Below are 22205 nucleotides of genomic sequence, written 5' to 3'. Positions count from 1 at the left end.
CTGAAGTTTTTCTATAATATAGAGTACATAAATAACATTTACACTCTCTTTTGAGGGCAATATATTCTCTTCAACCGTTACCGCCGCTGATATTTTCAAGACGCGTTAACCATTGATTGAAATGCTGGCACTGCTGAGGTATTGTATCCAACCCAATCGTAGGCGTAGCCCGTTGTAGATATCGCTTTCGGATCTGCAACACTAAGGGACTTCCAAATAAAAAATACTCAACTACTTCTTGTGGGGTGGACATCTTGTCCGCCCATGATTAGGGCGGGCGAGACGCCCACCCCACAAGATTGGATAATTTATTTGTTGGAAGTTCCTAATCAAAAGGTAAATTCTTATTATTGCGTTGATACATAAATAAAGCTTTTTGCCCAGGGCAATTTAGATCCTCTAACTATACGGTTTAGTTAAGCCCGAAATCCAATGCTAGAGACGTTGCAATACAACGTCTCTACTCTCTACATACCAAAAATCCCTAATCCAAGCGGATTGAGTTAAATATAGAACAGCTTATCCTTTCTAACTTATTATCGGTACTTGTGCTGCTCTAATAGTTGTTGCGCTCTTGGCTTGTAAATTAAATAGAACAAAGCCTCAAGATAACGTAATAAATCTTCCCTATTCTCCTTCGAGGTAAAGTTCCAGAAGCCATAAATTCGTGCTAATGATAAGAGCTTGCTAGTGTGAATTTTCCAAGTATAGGTGCTGTAAACTCGGTCAATTCCTCGCAGCGAAATTTCATTCCAATAGTTAGGATTTTGTTCGCATTTTGTGATAAACTCCACAATTTTAGCGGCTGTTTCATCTAAATTTGTTGGGTTAATCAAAAAGCCATTAACCTTATTTTGAATAATCTCCAGTGGACCACCAAACTGTGTGGCAAAAGTCGGTAATCCTGAAACCATCGATTCTAAAATTGTCAAACCGAAAGCTTCAAATAAAGCTGGTTGTACAAAAATTCCCTGACGATCGGCAATAACTCGGTAAATTTCACCAGAATCAGTTTTAGTCAGGCGCACACCCAGCCAACGAATCTTTCCGTGGAGATTGTACTGCTCAATGATTTTGTAGAGTTTGATAATTTCGTCGCGTTCTTCGTTGTCGCCTGATTCTTCGACGCGCAATTTACCAGCCACCAAAATTAAGTTGCAATGCTCCTGTAATTCTTTACTTTGACCATAACATTCAGCTAAACCTGTGAGGTTTTTGATGTGGTCAAGACGCGCCATTGAGAAGAGAGGGCGCTTGTTAGGATCGTCGAGTTTGCCAAAGATTTGCGTGGGGTCTTCCAGAGTAAAGAGTGTTTCTGCAAGGCGTTGGGAATCGCTCTCTACCCGGTCTTTATTTCGGGTGTAGGGGAAGTAATTATTTTCATTTACTCCAGGGGGTACGACATTAAATTTGGGACTAAATAATTCAATACCATTAGTTACATGATACAACTCCGGCATGGTGAAGCATTTATAAGACTCGTATTGTCCCACACTATCCGGCGTTCCCACAATTTCTTGGTAGGTGCTGCTGACAACAAAATTGGCAGCATTCATTGCAATCAAGTCTGCTGTAAATTGCAATGAAAAATGATATTTATCCTCTAATTCTTGCCAGTAGAGGTTACTGAACAAGTATTTCGATTTTTCCAAAGCATGGGCAATATTGCATTGGGTAACTTTCAGCCGTCGCGCCAGCAAGAATGCTACTAAATTACCATCAGTATAGTTTCCAACTATTAAGTCAGGTGTGCCGTGGAATTCTGCCCGTAATTCTCTTTCTGAATCAATAGCGAAAGTTTCTAGATAAGGCCAAAACTCAAACCGAGAAATCCAGTTTTGAGTCATATTAAGATTAAATTCCCGTAAAGGGACTCGCAAAATCCAGGCATTTTCGGTATCGTGGACTTTTTCTAGCCGTTGATTACAAAGGGTACCATCACTATTGGGAATCAAGCGGGTGAGAATAATTACTTTTGGTTCGACATTTAATTTCTCTAAACCCGCAAGCAGGACATCTTCTTGTAGCTGCTTCTCTAGGCTCTTTGCTTGGTCAAGGACGTAAACTACCTGACCGCCGGTATCGGGACGACCCAAAACTCCCTCTTGCCCAAACCAACCGTGAGCTGACACCAAGACGATTTTAAAAATCATCGGCACCCGTGAAATGAAGGCTTCTAGGGTCTGGGGATCGGCAGAATCAATCAATTCATCGAGAATATTTAAAGTTTCGCGCACTCGCCCTGCGGTGTTACCCCAACCGGGTTCAAAACCCATTGACTGCAATTGAAACCGGAATTGTTCGTAAGGTTCATCATCGGGGCGATTATTAACAAAACCGATAGCTTTCTTAACTTGCTCGGAAAGTTGCTGCTGTGATTGAATGCGATCGTTAAGCAGCAGTTGTACACCGTTGTAGTGGTGCAGCCGCAAGAAATTCAATAAGCTGTCCAGCAATTGTTTAGAGTCTTGAAAGATTTGGCTGGATAGATAGCGGTTGAGAAATTGTACTCCCTTACCAATATTTTTGGGGTCGCGGATGACTGGAGTGTAGTCATAGAAAGGGCCGAAGTCCAATTCTAGCAGGTCGCCCTCGTTGGGATGATATTTATTCACCAAGCGATCGCGCAAATCCAGCAAATCCTGTACTGTCATCGGCTCAATGCTCAAGTCTGATGTCAACCAATAAACTTCTTGGCTGGCAATCTTAGAACGGATGATGAAACAAAAATTTGACTCCTCCTGAATAATTTCTTGAGTATAATAAATCAATTTGCCTAACTCAGAGGTACTATAAAATTCCTCGGTTTTCTGAGATTTTGAGCAATACTCACTATATACATTAAGGATGTCGTTTCGTAGCAAGTATTTCTTGTCTTGTTGGCGTAATTCACTAAGAAAGGAACGTAAATCACTTCTTTCTTCACTATCTAAGACTGCTTGAAGCAATTCAGACATATTAACTCCACTAGATAACGATGTTTGCATTGTTTAACTTTCAAGGTGAGACAAATAAGCCTCCACCTTTTGTTAGACCACATATAAACACGAAATAACACAGATAAATTGTATTTATCTGTGTACCTACAAATATCAATTTTTCAGCAGGCACTTAAATCGTGTTCTTCTTTACCTAAAGTATCTATGGCTTAGTATTTTTGGATCTAACTAAAGGAATACAATTTTTATTTCTTTTGATAGAGGTTATGAAATCACTGCATTATTAGATTTAGCGTACAATCAATATGTCACGCCCTCAACTGCTTAATCTAATCCTTACTATATCATTTATTTACCTGTATCTGATTATCTGCATCTCCATAATGTCAAGATTTAGCTTACAAGTTCTGTAACCCTTGTAAATCAATATTTTTTTAAATTTTTACAGGGTATTAATATTGATTTTTATAGTGAATATAGATGAGCTATTTTGCTACTTTGATCGTAGCTGAACTTATCGTAATTTGGTTAACGAGTAAGTGTATTGCTATTATCTATTTTGCCAGATTTGACACAAAATTTAATACTTTGTCCTTTGAAAGTTAATAGTAATGAGGTCTATTCTCTCGCCCGTGATAGAGGCGTAAAATAACAACTTCATCCTCAAGAATAATGTAGTGAATTATAAAACCGTATTTGCCAAAAGAAACTACAAGTTTTTTCAATCCTGCAATTTAATCTACAATCACGCTTCAACGAGGATTTTGCTGTAGACTCTCGCCTGAGGGACTGACAAATAAAAAAATACCCAAAAAACTGGCGAAAAAACTTTCTCCTCCTTATTCCTCTGTGTTCTCTGCGTCTGGAGTGGTTCGTTTATTTGAGTAATTTATTTCTTGGAAGTCCCTTATGTCTCCCCTCTCCCGGAATCGGGAGAGGGGCTGGGGGTGAGGGAAAAGATTTAAGCACTCATTGGGATGCTACCGTCCAAACTATCTCGGACATGGGCGTTATTGCTCAGTTCCTAAATTATCCGCCTATTCGCGCACACGGTTATACGCTACTCCTGAACCTTTGCATGGATAGGCTTCGAGGGACGTTTTACTATGGTAAAGCATTTGGGCTTCAGTAAGACTTTGAAAATTTAATACTGCGTCTATCTTACCGCTTATATACATCAAGTTAATCTATAAGCTAATCTGATAATTAATAATCAGTTTGCGACCCTTCCAAGTCCACGAACTCGTAGATGGCAGATCCTTGCTAAAGTAATGGTTATGAATGTTCACAACCACAACCAATCTTCTATAGGAACTTATGGATCGCTATATAAATTATGTAGGGCGAACGATGGGAATTGAACCCACGAATGGTGGTACCACAAACCACTGCCTTAACCACTTGGCTACGCTCGCCATTCAACAATTTGAATTATAGCAATAATTTGGCAAGCGATCAAGAGTTTTTTTTAAGGAACGGACTCAGTTGATTTAGAGTCTCTGGAATCTAACAATTATAATGAATTTTACTTGGCAAATATGAAACCCTTAACTATCATTGCATATACTGGAGCAGCAGCAGGACTCGCCGCCTTGGGTGTGGCAATGGCAAAGACTAATCCTAGTCAGGTTGAGTATGAAGAATATGCAGTGCAACGGCTGACAGAATACTTAAAAACCGATGTGTGCAAAAAAACCACCAATCTTATAGAAAATTTAATCCATTTTAATTGTGATAAGTTGGTTGACTCGGCTAACCCGCAAATCCAAGAAATTCTTTCTAAGACTACAGAAAGACAAAATTATATTATTTTTAGCATTTACCGTACAGATTTAAAAATAAACTCTTGGATACCTTCTTACAAATTTGAAACGGTGGGAGCTTTTGATCAATTTTATACTTACACTGCGGAAAAGCAATAAGGTAAGCGGCAGGGGCAGATGAGGGAGCAGGAGGTGATAGTCAATTTGATTTTTGGAGGTTCTTATAAAAGTGATTAAGAATACTTCTGTTTAGGATAGGGCTTACGCAAAATATCTCTCAAACTATTATTTCTCCGTGTCCTCTGCACCTAATAAGGTTCGTTATTTCCGTAACTTTTGCGTAAATCCTATAGTAATTGATAATAGTTTCAATAATCACCAGAGTAACTATTACCACCAGGTTAATATTAAGTAAAATATGATAATTAGTCACTGAGAGTTTAAGCTTTGCCGATGTCATCTGCCTATCTGCTAGTATCTCACGGAAGTCGCGATCGCCGCCCAGAAATTGCTATGCAGCAACTAGCAAAGCTAGTACATAACAAATTGCCAGAAAGCCACAAGGCATTAAATAGCGAACATCTGGTTGGTATAGCTGCTTTGGAAATGAATCCTCAGCCTTTACACGAGCAGATTCAAGAATTTGCTAAGAGGGCTTTTGACGATTGCAAACCATCTCAAAACCAAAAGCGCCTAAAAATTGTACCGCTATTTCTGTTGCCGGGAGTGCATGTCATGACAGATATTCCCGCCGAAGTAGCACTAGCACAACAGGCTATTGGTCAGGATATCATAATTGAGTTGCAACCATACTTAGGTTCTCACCCCAATTTAGAGAAATTGCTGGCAAAGCAAATAGTTGCTATAAAAGCAGAAGCGTGGATTCTCTTAGCTCATGGTAGCCGTCGCCCAGGTTCTAAAGAAACTGTGGAAGCAATGGCGGCGAGTTTGCCAGCGGTGACTGCTTATTGGTCTGTCCCTGGTAGTTTAGAATCGCGGGTGAAAGAGTTGGTAGCTGCTGGTTATAAAGAAATTGCAATTATACCATACTTTTTATTCGCTGGTGGAATAACCGATGCGATCGCAGCCTCAATAGAGGAGCTAAAATTACAATTTTCTGCGGTGAATTTCCAATTGGCAGAGCCTCTGGGAGCAAGTGCAGAATTAGCCGAGCTAATTTGGGAATTAACAGATAAATAGATGAACCGCACAGAAAAACAGGAGAACAAGTATTTGGGAAAGGTTTATTTAGTAGGTGCAGGGCCTGGAGATCCAGGACTAATTACCTTGAAGGCAAAAGGTTTATTGGAATGTGCAGATGTAGTTATCTATGATGCCTTAGTGAGTCCGCCAATTCTGGCAATGATTAATCCTCAAGCCGAGCAAATTAACGCTGGTAAGCGCAGGGGAAAACATTCGCTGTTCCAGGAAGAAACAACTCAATTGCTGATTGAAAAGGCGCAAAATCATGCAATTGTGGTGCGGTTAAAGGGTGGCGATCCTTTTATTTTTGGTCGCGGTGGCGAAGAGATGGAAGAATTAGTCAACGCGGGAATCTCAACGGAAGTTGTGCCAGGTATTACATCGGGTATTGCAGCCGCAGCATACTCAGGTATTCCATTGACTCATCGGCTGTATAGTTCTTCAGTTATATTTGTTACTGGTCACGAGGCGGCGGGTAAGTATAGACCGCAAGTTAATTGGAATGCGATCGCTCACGGTTCCGAAACCATTGTAATTTATATGGGAATTCACAATCTCCCTTATATTGTCGAACAGTTAAGTGCCGCCGGGTTGAATTTAGAAACGCCTATTGCTTTAGTGCGCTGGGGTACGCGCCCAGAACAAGAAGAATTGATTGGTACTTTAGAGACAATTGTAGAGCAGGTAGAGCAAACTGGATTTGGTGCCCCTGCGATCGCAGTCATTGGACAAGTAGTAAATATGCACAGTATTTTGTCTAGTTGTCGTCCAGTTTGATGGTTGGCGCAAATCTAAAATCCACTGTATTTAAGTTTCTCGAATCCAAAATGCCAATCCTCCAGCCCGCCCACGAGCTGCAATAAAATCTTCCGTCACTAAAAAGAAGCCAAAAAAAGGTAGTTTAGCTATGGGTTGGTTGTAGAAATCTTCTATTTTAACCTTACCAGAACGCATTGGTCTGTTATAAACAACACGACCAAACAGACTAATAAGCATTTGGTTAAAGTCAAACGCCAATAAATTTTTCTTATTGAAATATTGCACTGGGCCTGTGAGGTTCAACAAAACTGGGCCAAATTCAACCTGATTACTAATTTCGCCCCTGTCTGAATCCTGTTCTAATGTGGCATTAAAGGAAACATGGATTGTTATGAACTTGGGTACATACAAACCCTTGCCTAATACAATTGTGCCGCGCTCTCTGACTTTCTTAGTGCCAGTGGCAAAGCAAAGTTGCCATTTGCCCACAAGAGACTCAAAGGGATAAGTTAAGCGTTCCTGCTTGGTAGATTTTTCTGCTTGTAGCAACGCATTTACTAATATTTCAGGACTAAGGGGTGTGCTTGTCTGTCCTCGATAGGCAGCCGCAGCTTGCGATAGCACACTTACAAAGTCAAATGTGGCTTTAGACGTCAAATTAGCTGTCATAATTTAACTATTTATTTGTTTTTCTGATAGATTGTACCGTTATGGGGAGTACGAGTCGAGAATCGGGAAGAAGTATTTTTATGCTTGGTTATTAAATTTTTTCGGGATAGAGGCTCTTTTATAGGGTAGATTGATTTTCTTGAGTAGCATGAAGACGTTCTGTGGCAAGGGTTTAAGCCGCCGCTACATCCCCTACAAAATACAATGCCTCCAAAGCCTTGCCTCTTGTTAATGACCAAATTCTGTGACAATGGTTAACAATCTGACAATTTAGGTTATGTGGGAAAATTAACGCCAAACCTAACCCCCTGCCTCTTCGTTCAAAACTTCTCAACAACAAAAGAGAGCAGAAGTAAGGTTTTCTAAATCCCGTGAAAAGTCAGGGTTAACAATAAGCCGGATACTGAATCTAAGGTACTCATGAGCCAGAGTTTTCAAAACAGCCCAATGCCCCGCAAACCCGCTCAATCATATTTCCATTGGTTATACGCTTTTTGGAAATTCTCTCGCCCTCACACGATTATTGGTACAAGTCTGAGTGTGTTGGGTTTGTATTTTATTGCCATTGCGATTAGTAATCCTACTCATTCCCTATTCCCGTTCGGCTACGCTCACGGCAAGCCTACTCCCTATTCGCTACTCCCCGTCTTAGGTGCATGGATTGCTTGTCTGTGTGGCAATGTCTATATTGTGGGGCTGAATCAATTAGAAGATGTTGATATTGACAAGATTAATAAGCCTCATTTACCGTTGGCATCAGGTGAGTTTTCCCAACAGACGGGGCAATTAATTGTCGCTTTGACTGGGATTTTGGCGCTAGTTGTGGCGTGGCTAACTGGGCCATTCTTATTTGGCATGGTAGGAATTAGTTTGGCCATTGGTACTGCTTATTCTTTACCACCAATTCGCTTGAAACAGTTCCCATTTTGGGCAGCGCTGTGCATTTTTTCGGTGCGCGGCACGATTGTTAATTTAGGATTGTATTTGCACTATAGTTGGGTGCTGAAACAAAGCCAAGTAATTCCGCCTGTGGTGTGGGTGCTGACGTTATTTATCTTGGTGTTTACCTTTGCGATCGCTATATTTAAAGATATACCAGATATGGAAGGCGATCGCCTCTATAATATCTCTACTTTCACTATCAAACTCGGTTCGCAAGCTGTGTTTAATCTAGCTCTTTGGGTGATAACTGCCTGTTACTTGGGGGTAATTCTGGTTGGTGTACTACATGTAGCCTCAGTTAACCCCATATTTCTGGTAATTACTCATTTAGCGCTGCTAGTTTGGCTGTGGTTGCGGAGTTTGGCGGTAGACTTACAAGATAAAAGTGCGATCGCTCAATTCTACCAATTTATCTGGAAACTATTTTTTATCGAATATCTGATTTTTCCTATCGCCTGCCTTTTGGCTTAGACAATGCTAGAAACCTTTCCTACTAGTTCTATTATTGCTACTGTTGTAGTTGTTCTTAGTCTGTCAATTCTTGGCTATTTCGCTTGGAAAACCTTGATTACCTCAGACTTGTTTCAAAAAGGAATCAATCTTGCTCAAGCAAAAGATTACCAAGGTGCAGAAGCGGCGTTTCGTAAGGTGATTTCCCTGAATTCTACTAATGATGTGGTGCGCTTGTTTTTGGGAGATGTTTTAAACCAGCAAGGACAAGTAGAGGAAGCAACAGAATTATTCCGGGAAGTGATTCGCCGCAGCCCCAAAAACCCTGATGCTTACTTGCGTCTAGCAAATATTCTCATGCAGCAAGAGCGAGAAGATGAAGCTAAAATTAACCTGCGACAAGCTAAAGATTTATTGCAAAAACGACGCCAACCTGAAAAAGCTAAAAAAATCACTGAACTGTTAGATAAAATGAGTGAGAAGTCCAGTAAATCTTAAGTTAAGTTAGAATTACGGGGATTTAATTTACCTGTTCTGTCTCCTAATTTTTTACCATTTTCCTCATGATGCTGAGAATGGTTTTTGTTTTGCAATTTTCCAGTTTATGCCGTAATTCTATCCGCAGGTTTCGCAAGTTTGACCACTGCCTTCGTAGCCCTTAAAATTGCAACTTGATGCGCTATCAGTTCCATAGCCACAATGAATTGATTTAGGGTTTAGAGGATGAAGTAATTTAGTAGTAGATTCTATAGATTCAAAAAAAGAAAGTGTTTATGTCAGACATGATATCAGAATTGTGGACTAATTTTTTTACAACAGGATCATTTATTCCACATGGACACTGCTATCTATGGCAAACGAATTTAGTTTGGTTACACATATTATCTGATGCATTCATAGCACTAGCTTATTACTCGATTCCAGCTACACTCTTTTATTTTGTCCGCAAGCGGCAGGATTTGCCCTTTGATTGGATTTTTCTCCTGTTTAGTGCATTTATCGTAGCTTGCGGCACCACTCATTTAATAGAGATTTGGACGCTTTGGCATCCAACTTATTGGGTGTCGGGGTTTGTCAAAGCAGTAACTGCAACAATATCCGTAATTACAGCAATACAACTTCTACCTCTAGTTCCCCAAGCACTGGCACTTCCTAGCCCAGTTCAATCAGAACAAGCAAATCAAGAACTTCAAACACAAATAGCCGAACGCTTACGGGTAGAGGAGGAACTACGAAAATACCAGAATCACCTTGAAGAAATGGTTGCTGTTCGCACCAATGAAATTACCCAAACCAACGAGCAATTACAACAAGAAATCCTTGAACGCCAACGCATCTTAGAAATTCTTCGACAAAGTGAAGAACGCTACCGTTACTTGGCTGAAGCAATTCCTCAACTTGTATGGACAACTAATCCTAACGGTGAATGTGAGTTTTTTAATCAAAATTGGTGCGAATACACTGGGCTAACATTAGAGCAGTCCTTGGGTTCTGGTTGGTTGGCTGCATTGCATCCAGATGATATCCAAAATGCTGATGAAGTTTGGTCTAATGCTGTAAAAGATAGTACGATATATAACAATGAATATCGCTTTAAACGGGCTTCTGATGGCTGCTATCGTTGGCAGCTAGCGCGAGGTTTACCACTCAAAGATGAGCAAGGTATTGTAGTGAAGTGGTTTGGAACATGTACAGATATCCACGAACAAAAACAAATACTTGAAGAACGGGCGCATCTGCTAGAATTAGAACAAATAGCACGAGCTAAAGCAGAAACAGCCAATCGAATTAAAGATGAATTTCTGGCCGTCCTGTCTCACGAATTACGCACTCCACTAAACGCAATTCTCGGCTGGTCAAAGTTGTTGCAAATCGGCAGGTTAAACCAAGCAAAAACATCTGAAGCACTAGCCACAATCGAGCGGAATGCTACCTTACAGGTTCAACTCATTGAAGACTTGCTTGATATCTCCAGAATTTTACAGGGCAAACTGACGCTGGATATTACGAAGATTAATCTAGAGTCTACAATATTATCCGCACTACAGACAATGCGTTTAGCCGCCGAAGCAAAGTTGATTGAGGTAACTACAGTATTTGAACCCCTGATGGGGGAAGTTATGGGCGACTCTACTCGTTTGCAGCAAGTCGTTTGGAATCTCCTCTCTAACGCTATCAAATTTACACCCAAGGGAGGAAAGGTAGAAGTACGACTAAAGCAAGCTGATGGCTATGCTCAAATCGTAGTTAGCGATACAGGTAAGGGAATTAGCGCTGAGTTTTTGCCATTCGTATTTGATTACTTCCGCCAAGCAGATAGCACATCTACGAGAAGTTTTGGTGGATTAGGACTGGGATTAGCAATTGTGCGTAATATCATCGAGATACATGGCGGCATTGTCAAAGCAGATAGCCACGGTGAAGGCAAAGGGGCAACGTTTACTGTTAGTTTGCCGCTTCTGCAAGATGAAAGCCCAAACCTGATGGATGAACAAAACTACCCTGTATTATTAACTCCTAAGTCTTTACCTCTGGCTGGCATTCGGGTTTTAGTTGTCGATGATGATACTGATTCGCTAGATTTTGCTGCTTTTGTATTAGAGCAAGATGGGGCTTTTGTTATCGCTTTATCTTCTCCTAATGAAGCATTACAAACCTTAGCAGAGGTAAAGCCAGATGTGTTAATCAGTGATATTAGTATGCCTGATATGGATGGCTATATGTTCATCCGTCAAGTGAGAACTTGGACACCAGAACAAGGTGGACAAATTCCAGCAATCGCCTTGACTGCTTTTGCTAGAAACGATGACGAGCAAGAAGCACTAAAAGCTGGGTTTCAGATGCATTTAGCCAAGCCTTTTAACCCAGAAAAATTAATTTTAGCCATTGCTGAACTTGTTGAAGCAAAAATGTCAGCAATTACCTAAAAAAGGACTTTTTACTTTTAATAAAGCTCTATCGATTGTATGTATAAATGGACATTTACATGAGATTATAAGTAAGTGGGTCAAATTAAATATAAAACCTCACCCTGCCTCCGGCTTCCCTCTCCAAAGCATGGGAGAGGAATTGGAGATTTTCACGGCTCATTTAGGATTGCTCAGGACTTGTATCATGTTAGGTTAATCACTTATAATTCCTGGTATAATTGCGCCAAAGGTACGCTTTTACTCCGCTCTTGGCAAGCCTGCTGTGTATGCACAAGTTGAAAAATTCTCTACCCACATTTTTGTCAGAGTGAAATCACACTTAGGGACTTCTAAGAAATAAATTATCCAAAGAAACGAACCTTATTAGCCACAGAGAACACAGAGAGAGGAGAAATAGAGAGGGTTTTTGCGTCAATTTTGGGACATTTTTTTATTTGGATGTCCCTTACCGACATCCCGCCCAGAACTGAAGTTCAGGGCTGATAGCGAAAGTCCACAAAGCGTGGACTTCAGCTATGAGACTTGGAATTCATTCCGAGGCGGGATAGAAAACAGTGCCAGATTTATTAATAAAGATATGGCTGCGGCAAGACTTGTGTGGTATAGTGTAGCACCGCAAACAGCGAGGATCTGGGGTGTTTTTACGATGGCAATTAGCCGCACTCGATATTACATGTAAACCAAGCAGACAAGGTAATAAAAATGCTGAAAAAGAAGAATCTACTGATAGCAACTATTATCTGCTTGTGTTTGAGTAATGGGAATACTGCCTTTGGTAAAGATATTGGCGTTGTTTTATCAAAAATTCCCGGCTCAAATCAAGCAGCAGTTGCTAACTTTGAGCAAGGAACCAATCTCTACAAACAAGGAGATTTCAAAAGAGCAGAGGTGGCTTTTCGGAAAGCAATTGAACTAGAACCGAACTTTGCCCAAGCTTATATTGCCTTGGCAAATACTCTCGACGATCAAGGTAAACCAGAAGAAGCGATCGCACATTACAAAAAAGCCATTAGCCTCGATTCTAAAAACTCTGGAGCATACTTTAATTTAGGTTTGACTTTAGCAAGACTGAATCAGTTAGAAGCGGCGATCGCACAATATAAAATAGCTATTAGCCTTGATGCCAACTATGCAGACGCTCATTATAACTTAGGAAATGCTCTCTACGCTCAAGGCAAGCTAACAGAAGCAGCCACCGAATATACAGCAGCGATTCGCCTCAAACCCAATTATGCCCCAACTTACACGCGTCTGGGAAATACTCTGTATGATCGAGGTGAGCTAGCAGAAGCAGTTACTCAGTACAAAAAATCCATTAGTTTTGATCCCAAATATGCAGAGGCTCACTATTACTTAGGGAATGCCTTGTATGCTATAGGATTGCCAACAGAAGCAATCGCCGAATATACAGCAGCGATTCACCTCGCTCCAAAAAATCCCGCAGGTTATAATGCCTTAGGAAATATTCTCTACGCTCAAGGCAAACTAGAGGAAGCGATCGCACATTACCAAAAAGCCATCGGCTTCGATCCCAACTATGCAGACGCTCACTATAATTTAGCAAGTGCTTTTTACGCTCAAGGCAAGTTAACAGAAGCAATCGCCGACTATACCGAAGCAATTCGCCTCGATCCCAAACATGCACAAGCTTATACAGGTTTGGGAAATGCGATGGACGATCAAGGTAAACCACAAGAAGCGATCGCACATTACAAAAAAGCCATTAGCCTTGTACCTAATGATGCATTAACTTACTATAATTTGGGGATCGCTTTGGGAAGAGAACAACAGCTAGAAGAAGCGATCGTTAATCTCAAAAAAGCCAGAGACTTATTCCAAGCTGAGGAAAATAAAGAGATGGTTGAGCAAATTGATCAGCTAATCGAAAAAATGAATATCCGAACGAATTGAATAATAGACATCTCCGACAATGAATGTAGAGACGCTTTCTTCGTAGCGGCACGTTCGCGGAGCGTCTCGTAGAGAAGTGCAATTTCGCGTCTATACAAGGGTTTCAGGTTACGCATATTTAATTTCTGGATATGTCTAATGGGACTGGGGACTGGGGATTGGGGACTAGGAAAGAAGCACAGGAAGAATAACTATTGACAAATGACAAATGACTAAGACTCAAGAAAAGGGTAAAGTTTACCTCGTAGGTGCTGGACCTGGAGATGTGGCATACCTGACGGTAAAAGCTTACAATCTCTTAGCTAATGCTCAGATTTTAGTTTACGATGCCCTGGTAGATGCTCAATTATTGCAGTGCGTACCGCCTGATTGTTTGAAGTTAGATGTTGGGAAACGCGGTGGTAAACCCAGTACAAACCAAGCTGAGATTAACAAGTTACTGGTAAAGCATTGCCAGCAAGGGAAACAAGTTGTACGGCTAAAATCAGGCGATCCGTTAATTTTTGGGCGTTGTACTTCCGAAATTAAAGCACTCAAAGCATCTGGTTGTGATTTTGAACTAGTACCAGGAATTTCCTCAGCCCTTGCAGCACCTTTGTTAGCAGGAATTCCCCTCACAGATCCGGTGTTGAGTCGCACTTTTGCAGTGCTTACAGCTCATGAACCAGAAGTTTTAGACTGGGAGGCACTCTCACGGCTAGAGACACTGGTAATTTTGATGGGAGGGCAACATCTGCCAGAAATTGTACATCAACTGGTGCGACACGGGCGATCGCACTTAACACCCATTGCGATCATCCGTTGGGCAGGAACTCCTAATCAACAAATTTGGACAGCACAACTGGGCAATATTATAGAACAAACCACGAAATTATCACTTTCTCCAGCAGTAATTGTAATTGGCGAAGTTGTCGGGCTACGCAAGTACTTACAACCTGAGAATATATATTTAGACGAAATTATCAGGCCGGAGTCTGGAGAAAAGCATTCCCCGGTTCTGCCTGAGAACCAGAATACTCCCACAACGCAATTTATGTTAAGTAACTTCCCTCCCTCATCTCCTCTTCCCTTGACTGGCAAAACAATTCTGGTGACACGTTCAGTGGGACAGTCGAGCCAATTTAGCGATCGCCTCATGGCATCAGGTGCAACAGTCATCGAAATGCCTACCTTAGAAATCGGCCCGCCCTCCAGTTGGGAAGCTTTGGATAATGCGATCGCTCATTTATCTCACTTCGACTGGTTAATTTTCACTTCTACCAATGGCATAGACTACTTTTTTGAAAGGCTAAGTACCCAAGGTAAAGATACCCGCGCCTTAGCTGGGGTGAAAATTGCCGTTGTTGGTGAGAAAACAGCCCAAAGTCTTAAACAACGCTCTCTTCAACCAGATTTTATTCCCCCCAATTTTGTTGCCGATTCTTTAGTGGAAAATTTTCCAGATTTACTGGATGGTAAAAAAGTTTTATTTCCCAGAGTTGAAAGCGGCGGTAGAGAAGTTTTAGTTAAGGAATTAACTCTCAAGGGAGCAAAGGTAATTGAAATTGCTGCATATCAATCTTGTTGTCCTAATGGTATTCCACCTGCGGCAGAATTAGCTCTCCAAAACCGCAAGATAAATGTGATTACTTTTGCCAGTTCTAAAACTGTACAATTTTTCTGTCAACTTACTAACAATATATTTTCCAACAACTCTGATTCTAGCCAATTCTTAGAAGGAGTTTGTATTGCCTCCATCGGTCCCCAAACCTCTCAAACTTGTCATACTTTATTCGGACGTGTAGATGTAGAAGCCCAAGAATATACTTTAGATGGTTTAACCCAAGCACTGATAACATGGGCAACAAATTATTAGATGAGAGAGATGAGGGACAAGCGCTATATTAACAAATGACAAATGACAAAACGTATAATCGGCTTAACCGGAGGTATTGCTACAGGCAAAACCACTGTCAGCAATTATTTAGCTAGCGTTTATAACCTGCCGATTTTGGATGCAGATATTTATGCTAGAGAGGCAGTATCTTTAGGTTCGCCTATTCTGGGTGCGATCGCTCAACGTTATGGCGAACAAATTTTACTACCAGATGGTAGCCTCAACCGCCAAAAGCTAGGCGAAATTATCTTTAATCGCCAAGATGAACGCAACTGGATAGAGGATTTGATTCATCCTGATGTGCGCGGAAGCTTCCTCAAAGCAATTGCCCAATCCTCTTCACAAACACTGGTGTTAGTAGTGCCTTTATTATTTGAAGCTGGGATGACTGATTTGGTTACAGAAATTTGGGTAGTGCGTTGTTCCCAAGAGCAACAACTACAAAGATTGATCCAACGAAACCATTTAAATAGAGAACAGGCAGAAGCCCGGATCAACAGCCAATTATCTATCGAAGAAAAAGCTGCTCATGCAGATGTCGTTTTAGATAACTCTTCCACCCAAGAAGTACTACTGAAACAAATAGATGTAGCTCTAAAAACCCCAAGTAGAGACTAGATATTTTTAAGATTAAAAAATAAATTATACATCAACAATATTCTCAAGACATAAAATTTTTAATAATGAATATTATCTAGTTAATCCAAAACACTCATATCTAACCACATTCTGTCCCATAATTCGGTGGTTTTACAGTTGAAGCTGCGGTTTATCCTACTGTAAATTTAAGTGAATCGGAAAAAAATAGCTGCTATCACTTCTGTTATTGTATTATAGCAATCCTAAATTATTCGTGAGAACTTGAACTTGTTGCGATCGCCTATAGTCCCCCTAATGGTTTGGGGGGAAGGCTTTAGCCGAGGGATAAATTTTCTTGTAAATTATTTAGGATTAGTAAAAATACTCAAAATAGAAGGTAATTAACTAATCAATAGCATTAGTAACAGTGAATTTTTGCCTGATACAGATAGGCTCATTAATGACATCAATGCTTTATTTCACAGAAAATCCAATTTCAAATCAATTAAAAATTAATATCTCAGAATTAAGTCTAAAACAAAATGGCTTTTGAATGAATTATTAGTTTGATTTTTAAATTGTTATTAACTACCTTATTTAAAATCAGAACAGATATGAACTTAAGTTTTAGTTTTTTAAATAAATTAGCTCTAGTTAGCTCTCCAACAAAGAAATTAAAAAACAAGAATAAAATACACGATTACAGCCAACAACTTTGGGGAATCGACTACGTATTTGAACACCTCAATGAAGGAATAATCGGCTACATGACTGGAATAGGGCGAGGTATTAAACCTTGCGATCGCATTATTTTACGACAAGATTGTGGATCTTATCAATATCAAGTTGAAGAAATTGATTACTACTCTGATCCATCTGATATGTGGATAGCTTTACTAAAAAAACTGGCTGACTAAATATTCAAGTCAACCAGTTGCTTCAATTTCATCGGGGAAGATTTTCCTTCTCTTACTAGAGAATAAGAGAAGTGATGTATCTATTTTAGATTTATCAAAAAATGAGCTATCAAAGTATTCCTTTCGTAGGATAGCAAGTAAAGATGCAAAAGATTTGGGTTCTCTTTATCAAGGTGCATCACTGAACCATCAACTGCTAAGTGGTGATGATCTATCCAACGTTCTTGTGAATCTACTAAAACGCTGAAGTAGGGGCTGACATCTGGATGACTTTTTGTTAAGTCATCGTAGCTTTGATAAAAAGGAGGTATCCCAATTCCCATCGGCATATATAAGCCTTTAGGATAGTCTGCTACAGGCAATTGAGGAAGCTTTTTAAGATTAACTCCACTGATTAATAATCTATTTTGTTCACTAGTCTTAGTATCTGTGAATACTAATTCAATTTCCTGTAAATTTTCTTCAACACCAATCGGTTTAATGTTCCTTAAAATGGCTTTGTCAAACTTGCCTATTCTCCAGTATTGATTTCCCCAAGGTTTACTTTGATCGTAAAATCCTGGACTCCGAAAAGTTGCAAATTTTATTTCATTTTTAGGGTCGTAAAAATCTCTCCATGTTCTGAGATTGGTCGCTAACGTAGTTCTAACTTTTCTGCTTTGCTCTCCTGATACAATTATCCTTTCATCAAGTGGAAACTGAGTAGCAATTTCCTTTTGATCAATTACTTTTCTCAGAAGATTAGTCTTTACTATCGTGCCACTTGGATCTTGCCAGTGTTCCAATTTCCACCAATGCTCCCAATAAGAAATATTGTTAATTTTTTCAAAAATATTTTTGTAATGTCCTATGGGGAAGGTAAACCAATTTTGATAATAAAGAGATTTCTTATCATCCTCTTTAGTGAAAAGTAAAATTTCCCAAAATCCGGCATTTAGGCAATTATTAGCCAAAGCGATCTCTACCAGGTTTTGCTTTTCAAAACCGTCTCCTCCGGTAATTTCTATATTTTTAGAATTAGCAGGAAAACTAACCTGTTGTCTGTTCCACTCCCGGTCTGTAAAAGCGATTCTTTCTAAACCTTGATCTTTTTTAACCCATTTGGGTGCTTTAGGGACTAATAGCTCTAAATCAACATTTTTTATAATTATTTGTGCCGTTTTTTTATCTGTTGGCTCAAGCACAAAATCGAAATGTGTATCATCTCTCTTAATAACTGTTAATTTTCTCTGAGAATATCTTTGAAAATTTTTGCCTAATGGTGCGGGATTTGCTGGATAATCGACATTAGATAATTCTTGGAGTTTGACACTCATCTTATTATCAAATTGATATCTGGACTTAAACCATAAACCACCCATTCCCGCCAAACCAAGGCAGAAAATCAGGATAGTAAATAAAATCTTTTTCTTCGTGAGTCGGAAATTAGCCTTGCCAAATTGGGGAATAACTGTAAGTTTTTCCTTTGCAGAAGTATTTTTCATTAGACAAATTATTTGTGATCAAAGTGCTACTTAACAGCATATCTTTTGGTGAAACTTATTCCTCATATCTATTCGCAAAGATCACATTAAGTAACTATTTATAAAATAGCTTTAGGGACTTCCAACAAATAAATTACCCAATCTTGTGGGGTGGGCGTCTCGCCCGCCCATATACAAGGGTGGGCGTCTCGCCCGCCCCACAATAAGTAGTTGAGTATTTTTTTATTTGGAAGTCCCTTAAAGAAGCTCAATCAGAAGAAACCTCAATGATAGGTAATATCATTCGGTTCAGGTGCATAGACTTTAAAGATCCCCCTTAATCCCCTGACCAATTGGGGGAAATAGATTGACTTTTCGCTCTCAACTCTAATTTTGGACTTTAGTCTTTATTTTCTAAGCCCTAAAGTCTTTACCACAAACTCTTAATTACTAGCTTCACAAAGTAGTAGTTAGTTAACGCTGAAAATGCTTAGAGTTTATTTAACAACTTCATCTGTTTTATGAGTAACTGAAAGATGTACAACATGTACTGAACAAGGAGCATGGTGAAGAACGTAGTTACTCACACTACCGAGAAATAGTTCCATCAGCCCAAAATGACCCCGCCGCCCGATAACAATTAGGTCAGCGCCATAACTACTAGCCAAGTCACAAATAATTCGACCAGGATTACCAATATTTTGGGTAAATTCTGTAGTAACATCTGCTGTGTTAGCTTGGGCACAGAAAGATTGCAACATTTGGATTCCTTGATTTTTAAAGGTATCCCATTGCTTTTCGTATAACTCGAAGTTTTGACTGCTCAATCCCGGATAGTAGTCTAAATTAGACAGCATAGGTAGGTAAGGACTACCTTCTTCTTCGGGAGATAGGACATGCAGTAGCATTAAGCTAGCCTGTGTTAACTTTGCTAAATCTAACGCTTCTTGAAAAACTTGTTGTCCTATTTCTGAGCGATCTAATCCAACTAGAATCTTTTTAAACATCATAATAAATCTCTGATTTGATTCGTAATTGACTTTAAATAGTTTACCGCGATCGCGTGCATTGACCTCTCCCCCAATCCCTCTTTGAAGCGGAGAGGGGAGCCGGATTTCTCCCCCAACGCTAGTATGGAAAGGGGCTGGGGGGTTAGGTCTGTGTGGAATGTGGGAGGGTGCGAACTTCTACAGAACGTTCAAAAGCCAAACTTTTACGGTTAAGTTTAATTCGCTCAATTTTGTGAAGGGTTTATGCTGTGAAGTAGCTTTCATCAGAATAATAACAAGTTCTATAATTCCATACCCCAAACTTTTATAGCAATGTTGACCAAAATTTGTTGACGTTTATCAATAGAGCTATGATCCCATGTTGTAAAATTGACTAAATTAAGATCATTCATCGCACGATTTAACTGTGTATTATTACCAACCGAAGGTATTCCCGCTAAAGAACGAGTGATTATTATTTGTGATTCTCTATATCCTGATACCTTATCATGATAGTATTTATCAGAAATGGAACTGTTGATGGTTTTTTCCAATAAAGTTAAATTACCCAATCTTTCAGAATAAATATCTTTTTGAGACTGAGGTAAAATATGTTCTATAGTAACTGATTTATCTAAATACCAATCAAGAGGTTTAGCGTTTCCAAATGCTTGATCCTCAACAAATTGAGTAATTTTAGCTAAAATATATTTCAATCTAAACTTAATTAAATTTGTAGATGATATTTCAATTAATGAGCTTTTAAAATCTTCTTTTAGAGATTCTAGTTCTGGCTTCAAGTATTTGTTAATAAAACTATCCAATTCATCGTTTGTTTTGACTCCCTTTAAAATTCTTCCCCATTTTGCAAATTCACGAGTAAGATTAATATCTTTACACCTTGCTTTTCTTGTGATTGTATAAGCAAAAAGCAAATTTTCAACATACGAGGATAACTTATTAAATAAACTTATTTCTAAAAAACGTCCTCCCAGTAATAATATAAAATGTTGCCTTACCTTGCCTTGTATCTTGGAAATATTTTTGAGATATATGTTTTCTGAACCATCAACATTTTTACCTTGAGTAAATTGGCAGTAATGATCTGCTGCTATAATTAAATCATTTAAAAACTTAATAGGCTCTTTCTGAATTTGATATTCTTCTCCCTTTTCTAAAAACCAATCATATATTTCCTCTTCTGGAAAATTGTTAGATAAATCAATTTGATAATGCGATATTATGTAATAGCGTAAAAATTGTAATGGTTGTTGATTATTTTGATATAACTTCTTTAAAAGTTCTTCCCACTTGTTCTTTAAAGTAAGCCAATGTTTTTCGCGATCAGTATCTTTAGCTGTATGAATAAATAAATAATTTTTGAGTAAATCAACTGGGGTTAATCCAACACCTCTTTCATTAATAGTTTCAAAAACTTTCAGAGCATTACTTAAATTAGGACTCTCAATTCTAATCAATTTAACTCGGTTGCTGATAGTTGCAAAAACATATTTTAAATGTTTTAAGTTGTCTTCTAAGTTTTCAGATACGAAATCTTGTATTATCTTCCACGCTGTATCTATATTTTTTGCTGATTGAGATGATTGTAATAAGGAACGATCGATATTTTTACCCAACAATATACACTTCATAACATTTGCACCATAACTGTCATATTGGAGTGATAAACGATATTTATCAATATCATCACCAGTATTAACATCATGTGTAGAACCCATAATTAAATCTTCTATGGCTTTTGATTTATCTCCTAATTTCTGAATATGATCTCTGATAGCACAGAAAATCAAATATATAGTTGTTAATCTTTGTTGACCATCTATTAATTGAAAAGTTTTTTTATCATCGGTAGAATCTGGGCATACAACAATTGACCCTAGAAAATATTCGGAAGAATTTGTAGTAAGTTCTCCTTCATATAAACCTAATCCTTCAAATAAATCTTCAAGTAGTTTTGTAACATTATCTTTTTTCCAAATGTATTCACGCTGAAAATCTGGGACAGTATAAAAATCTTGAAATACACCTGAAATGCTTAAATTTTTTGACTCAATGGTAGGAATAGTTGACATAAACTGGTTAATAGCTGTGTAAGATTAACAAGGTGGGTATAAAACTAACCTTAATTAAACTATACTAACAAAGCTTCCGGTTCCTTAGAAATCAGATGACCTTTATCTTCAAACCCCTTAATTTCATTGAAATTGAGATACCAACATAAATCCCCCTCAAACGGCTTAATTTTCTCAACGACATTGGCGGGGTGGGGTTCTTCGGCTTTAATAAGTAATTAAACAGACATGATATAACAGTGTAAAATTCATTCCTCCAACTTAATAATTATTTTTTAAAGTTTCTTCTAATGTAAACGGAGATTCTTTAGGAAAAACATTTAATTTAATCCCTGTTTCATCAGATGCTTTAAGACAAGCTTTTTGATAGCAATTTTCAAATAATTCTGCAAGTATAGGTTGCAAACTGGGACTATCTTCTAATAATGTTTCAATACAGATACGTTGTTCATAAATGGTACTCCGCCAACTTTCACCACGTTTTTCTGGTTGATATTGCCATTTGAGTAAGTGCATTAATAGCACAATTAATCTATTTTTTAACTCGCGTTTTTCACTTCTCCCCATGCTTTCAATTTCTTCAATTAGATTAGGTATATCTATTTGATTAAAATTATTTTCTTTTAACTGCTGGGCAATTGTTTGTGTCCATAGGTAAAAGTCTTGTTCATAAAGATTTTTTTCATTTATAAAAGATGGAATGGTCATTAATATTCCTCTGG

18 protein-coding genes and 1 tRNA gene are annotated in these 22205 nt (G+C 38.7%); 11 read left to right on the top strand and 8 right to left on the bottom strand.

Features of this window, described 5'->3' with window-relative positions; translation table 11 throughout:
- Positions 1-70: 70 nt before the first annotated feature.
- The 3 genes from V7K32_RS10270 to V7K32_RS10260 form a co-directional block, all read right to left on the bottom strand.
- Positions 71-253 carry a hypothetical protein gene (locus V7K32_RS10270; protein WP_334992743.1) on the bottom strand — a complete coding sequence of 61 codons (183 nt, stop codon included), beginning with the start codon at positions 251-253 and terminating at the stop codon, positions 71-73.
- A gap of 283 nt (positions 254-536) precedes the next feature.
- A complete protein-coding gene (locus V7K32_RS10265) occupies positions 537-2957 on the bottom strand; it encodes a sucrose synthase (protein ID WP_334992741.1) in 2421 nt (806 codons plus the stop codon).
- 1324 nt (positions 2958-4281) lie between these two features.
- Positions 4282-4354, bottom strand: a tRNA-His gene (locus tag V7K32_RS10260).
- Positions 4355-4477: 123 nt separating this feature from the next.
- On the opposite strand from V7K32_RS10260, the gene V7K32_RS10255 reads away from it, so the two are divergent.
- From V7K32_RS10255 to cobA (V7K32_RS10245), 3 genes are all read left to right on the top strand, one after another.
- Positions 4478-4861 (top strand): DUF4359 domain-containing protein, encoded by a 384-nt coding sequence (locus V7K32_RS10255; protein WP_334992739.1) that lies wholly within the window; start codon positions 4478-4480, stop codon positions 4859-4861.
- A 294-nt stretch (positions 4862-5155) separates the two neighbouring features.
- On the top strand, positions 5156-5902 hold the full coding sequence (locus V7K32_RS10250; protein ID WP_334992737.1) for a sirohydrochlorin chelatase: 747 nt from the start codon (positions 5156-5158) through the stop codon (positions 5900-5902).
- Positions 5903-6682, top strand: a complete 780-nt coding sequence (gene cobA / locus V7K32_RS10245; RefSeq protein WP_334992735.1) for a uroporphyrinogen-III C-methyltransferase — start codon at positions 5903-5905, stop codon at positions 6680-6682.
- Between the two features lie 30 nt (positions 6683-6712).
- On the opposite strand, the gene V7K32_RS10240 is transcribed toward cobA (V7K32_RS10245), so the two are convergent.
- Positions 6713-7333 (bottom strand): hypothetical protein, encoded by a 621-nt coding sequence (locus tag V7K32_RS10240; RefSeq protein WP_334992733.1) that lies wholly within the window; start codon positions 7331-7333, stop codon positions 6713-6715.
- 420 nt (positions 7334-7753) lie between these two features.
- Between V7K32_RS10240 and V7K32_RS10235 the strand changes: the two genes are divergently transcribed.
- From V7K32_RS10235 to V7K32_RS10200, 8 genes are all read left to right on the top strand, one after another.
- On the top strand, positions 7754-8746 hold the full coding sequence (locus V7K32_RS10235; protein ID WP_334992731.1) for a homogentisate phytyltransferase: 993 nt from the start codon (positions 7754-7756) through the stop codon (positions 8744-8746).
- A 3-nt stretch (positions 8747-8749) separates the two neighbouring features.
- The gene (locus tag V7K32_RS10230; protein WP_334992728.1) at positions 8750-9223 is read left to right on the top strand and encodes a tetratricopeptide repeat protein; all 474 of its coding nucleotides are present in this window, start codon (positions 8750-8752) and stop codon (positions 9221-9223) included.
- 275 nt (positions 9224-9498) lie between these two features.
- Positions 9499-11652, top strand: coding sequence for a hybrid sensor histidine kinase/response regulator (locus tag V7K32_RS10225; protein WP_334992726.1), 2154 nt, complete (start codon positions 9499-9501; stop codon positions 11650-11652).
- A 409-nt stretch (positions 11653-12061) separates the two neighbouring features.
- Positions 12062-12334, top strand: a complete 273-nt coding sequence (locus tag V7K32_RS10220) for a hypothetical protein (RefSeq protein WP_334992724.1) — start codon at positions 12062-12064, stop codon at positions 12332-12334.
- A 23-nt stretch (positions 12335-12357) separates the two neighbouring features.
- Positions 12358-13566 carry a tetratricopeptide repeat protein gene (locus tag V7K32_RS10215; RefSeq protein ID WP_334992722.1) on the top strand — a complete coding sequence of 403 codons (1209 nt, stop codon included), beginning with the start codon at positions 12358-12360 and terminating at the stop codon, positions 13564-13566.
- Positions 13567-13774: 208 nt separating this feature from the next.
- Complete coding sequence (gene cobA / locus V7K32_RS10210) at positions 13775-15421, top strand: uroporphyrinogen-III C-methyltransferase (RefSeq protein WP_334992720.1); 1647 nt, start codon at positions 13775-13777, stop codon at positions 15419-15421.
- A gap of 42 nt (positions 15422-15463) precedes the next feature.
- Positions 15464-16060, top strand: coding sequence for a dephospho-CoA kinase (coaE, locus tag V7K32_RS10205; RefSeq protein ID WP_334992718.1), 597 nt, complete (start codon positions 15464-15466; stop codon positions 16058-16060).
- 575 nt (positions 16061-16635) lie between these two features.
- Positions 16636-16938, top strand: coding sequence for a hypothetical protein (locus V7K32_RS10200; RefSeq protein WP_334992716.1), 303 nt, complete (start codon positions 16636-16638; stop codon positions 16936-16938).
- Between the two features lie 80 nt (positions 16939-17018).
- Here V7K32_RS10200 and V7K32_RS10195 read toward each other — a convergent pair whose 3' ends face one another.
- The 4 genes from V7K32_RS10195 to V7K32_RS10180 form a co-directional block, all read right to left on the bottom strand.
- Positions 17019-18422 carry a hypothetical protein gene (locus V7K32_RS10195; RefSeq protein WP_334992714.1) on the bottom strand — a complete coding sequence of 468 codons (1404 nt, stop codon included), beginning with the start codon at positions 18420-18422 and terminating at the stop codon, positions 17019-17021.
- Positions 18423-18898: 476 nt separating this feature from the next.
- The gene (locus V7K32_RS10190; RefSeq protein WP_334992771.1) at positions 18899-19408 is read right to left on the bottom strand and encodes a universal stress protein; all 510 of its coding nucleotides are present in this window, start codon (positions 19406-19408) and stop codon (positions 18899-18901) included.
- Positions 19409-19692: 284 nt separating this feature from the next.
- Complete coding sequence (locus V7K32_RS10185; RefSeq protein WP_334992712.1) at positions 19693-21483, bottom strand: DUF262 domain-containing protein; 1791 nt, start codon at positions 21481-21483, stop codon at positions 19693-19695.
- Positions 21484-21744: 261 nt separating this feature from the next.
- A complete protein-coding gene (locus V7K32_RS10180) occupies positions 21745-22191 on the bottom strand; it encodes a DUF29 domain-containing protein (protein WP_334992710.1) in 447 nt (148 codons plus the stop codon).
- Between the last annotated feature and the right edge of the window lie 14 nt (positions 22192-22205).

Origin of the sequence: Nostoc sp., assembly GCF_036917635.1 — a bacterium.
GTDB lineage: Bacteria > Cyanobacteriota > Cyanobacteriia > Cyanobacteriales > Nostocaceae > Nostoc.
The sequence above is the reverse complement of the archived record's forward strand: the minus strand, read 5'-3'. Positions and strand labels throughout refer to the sequence as shown.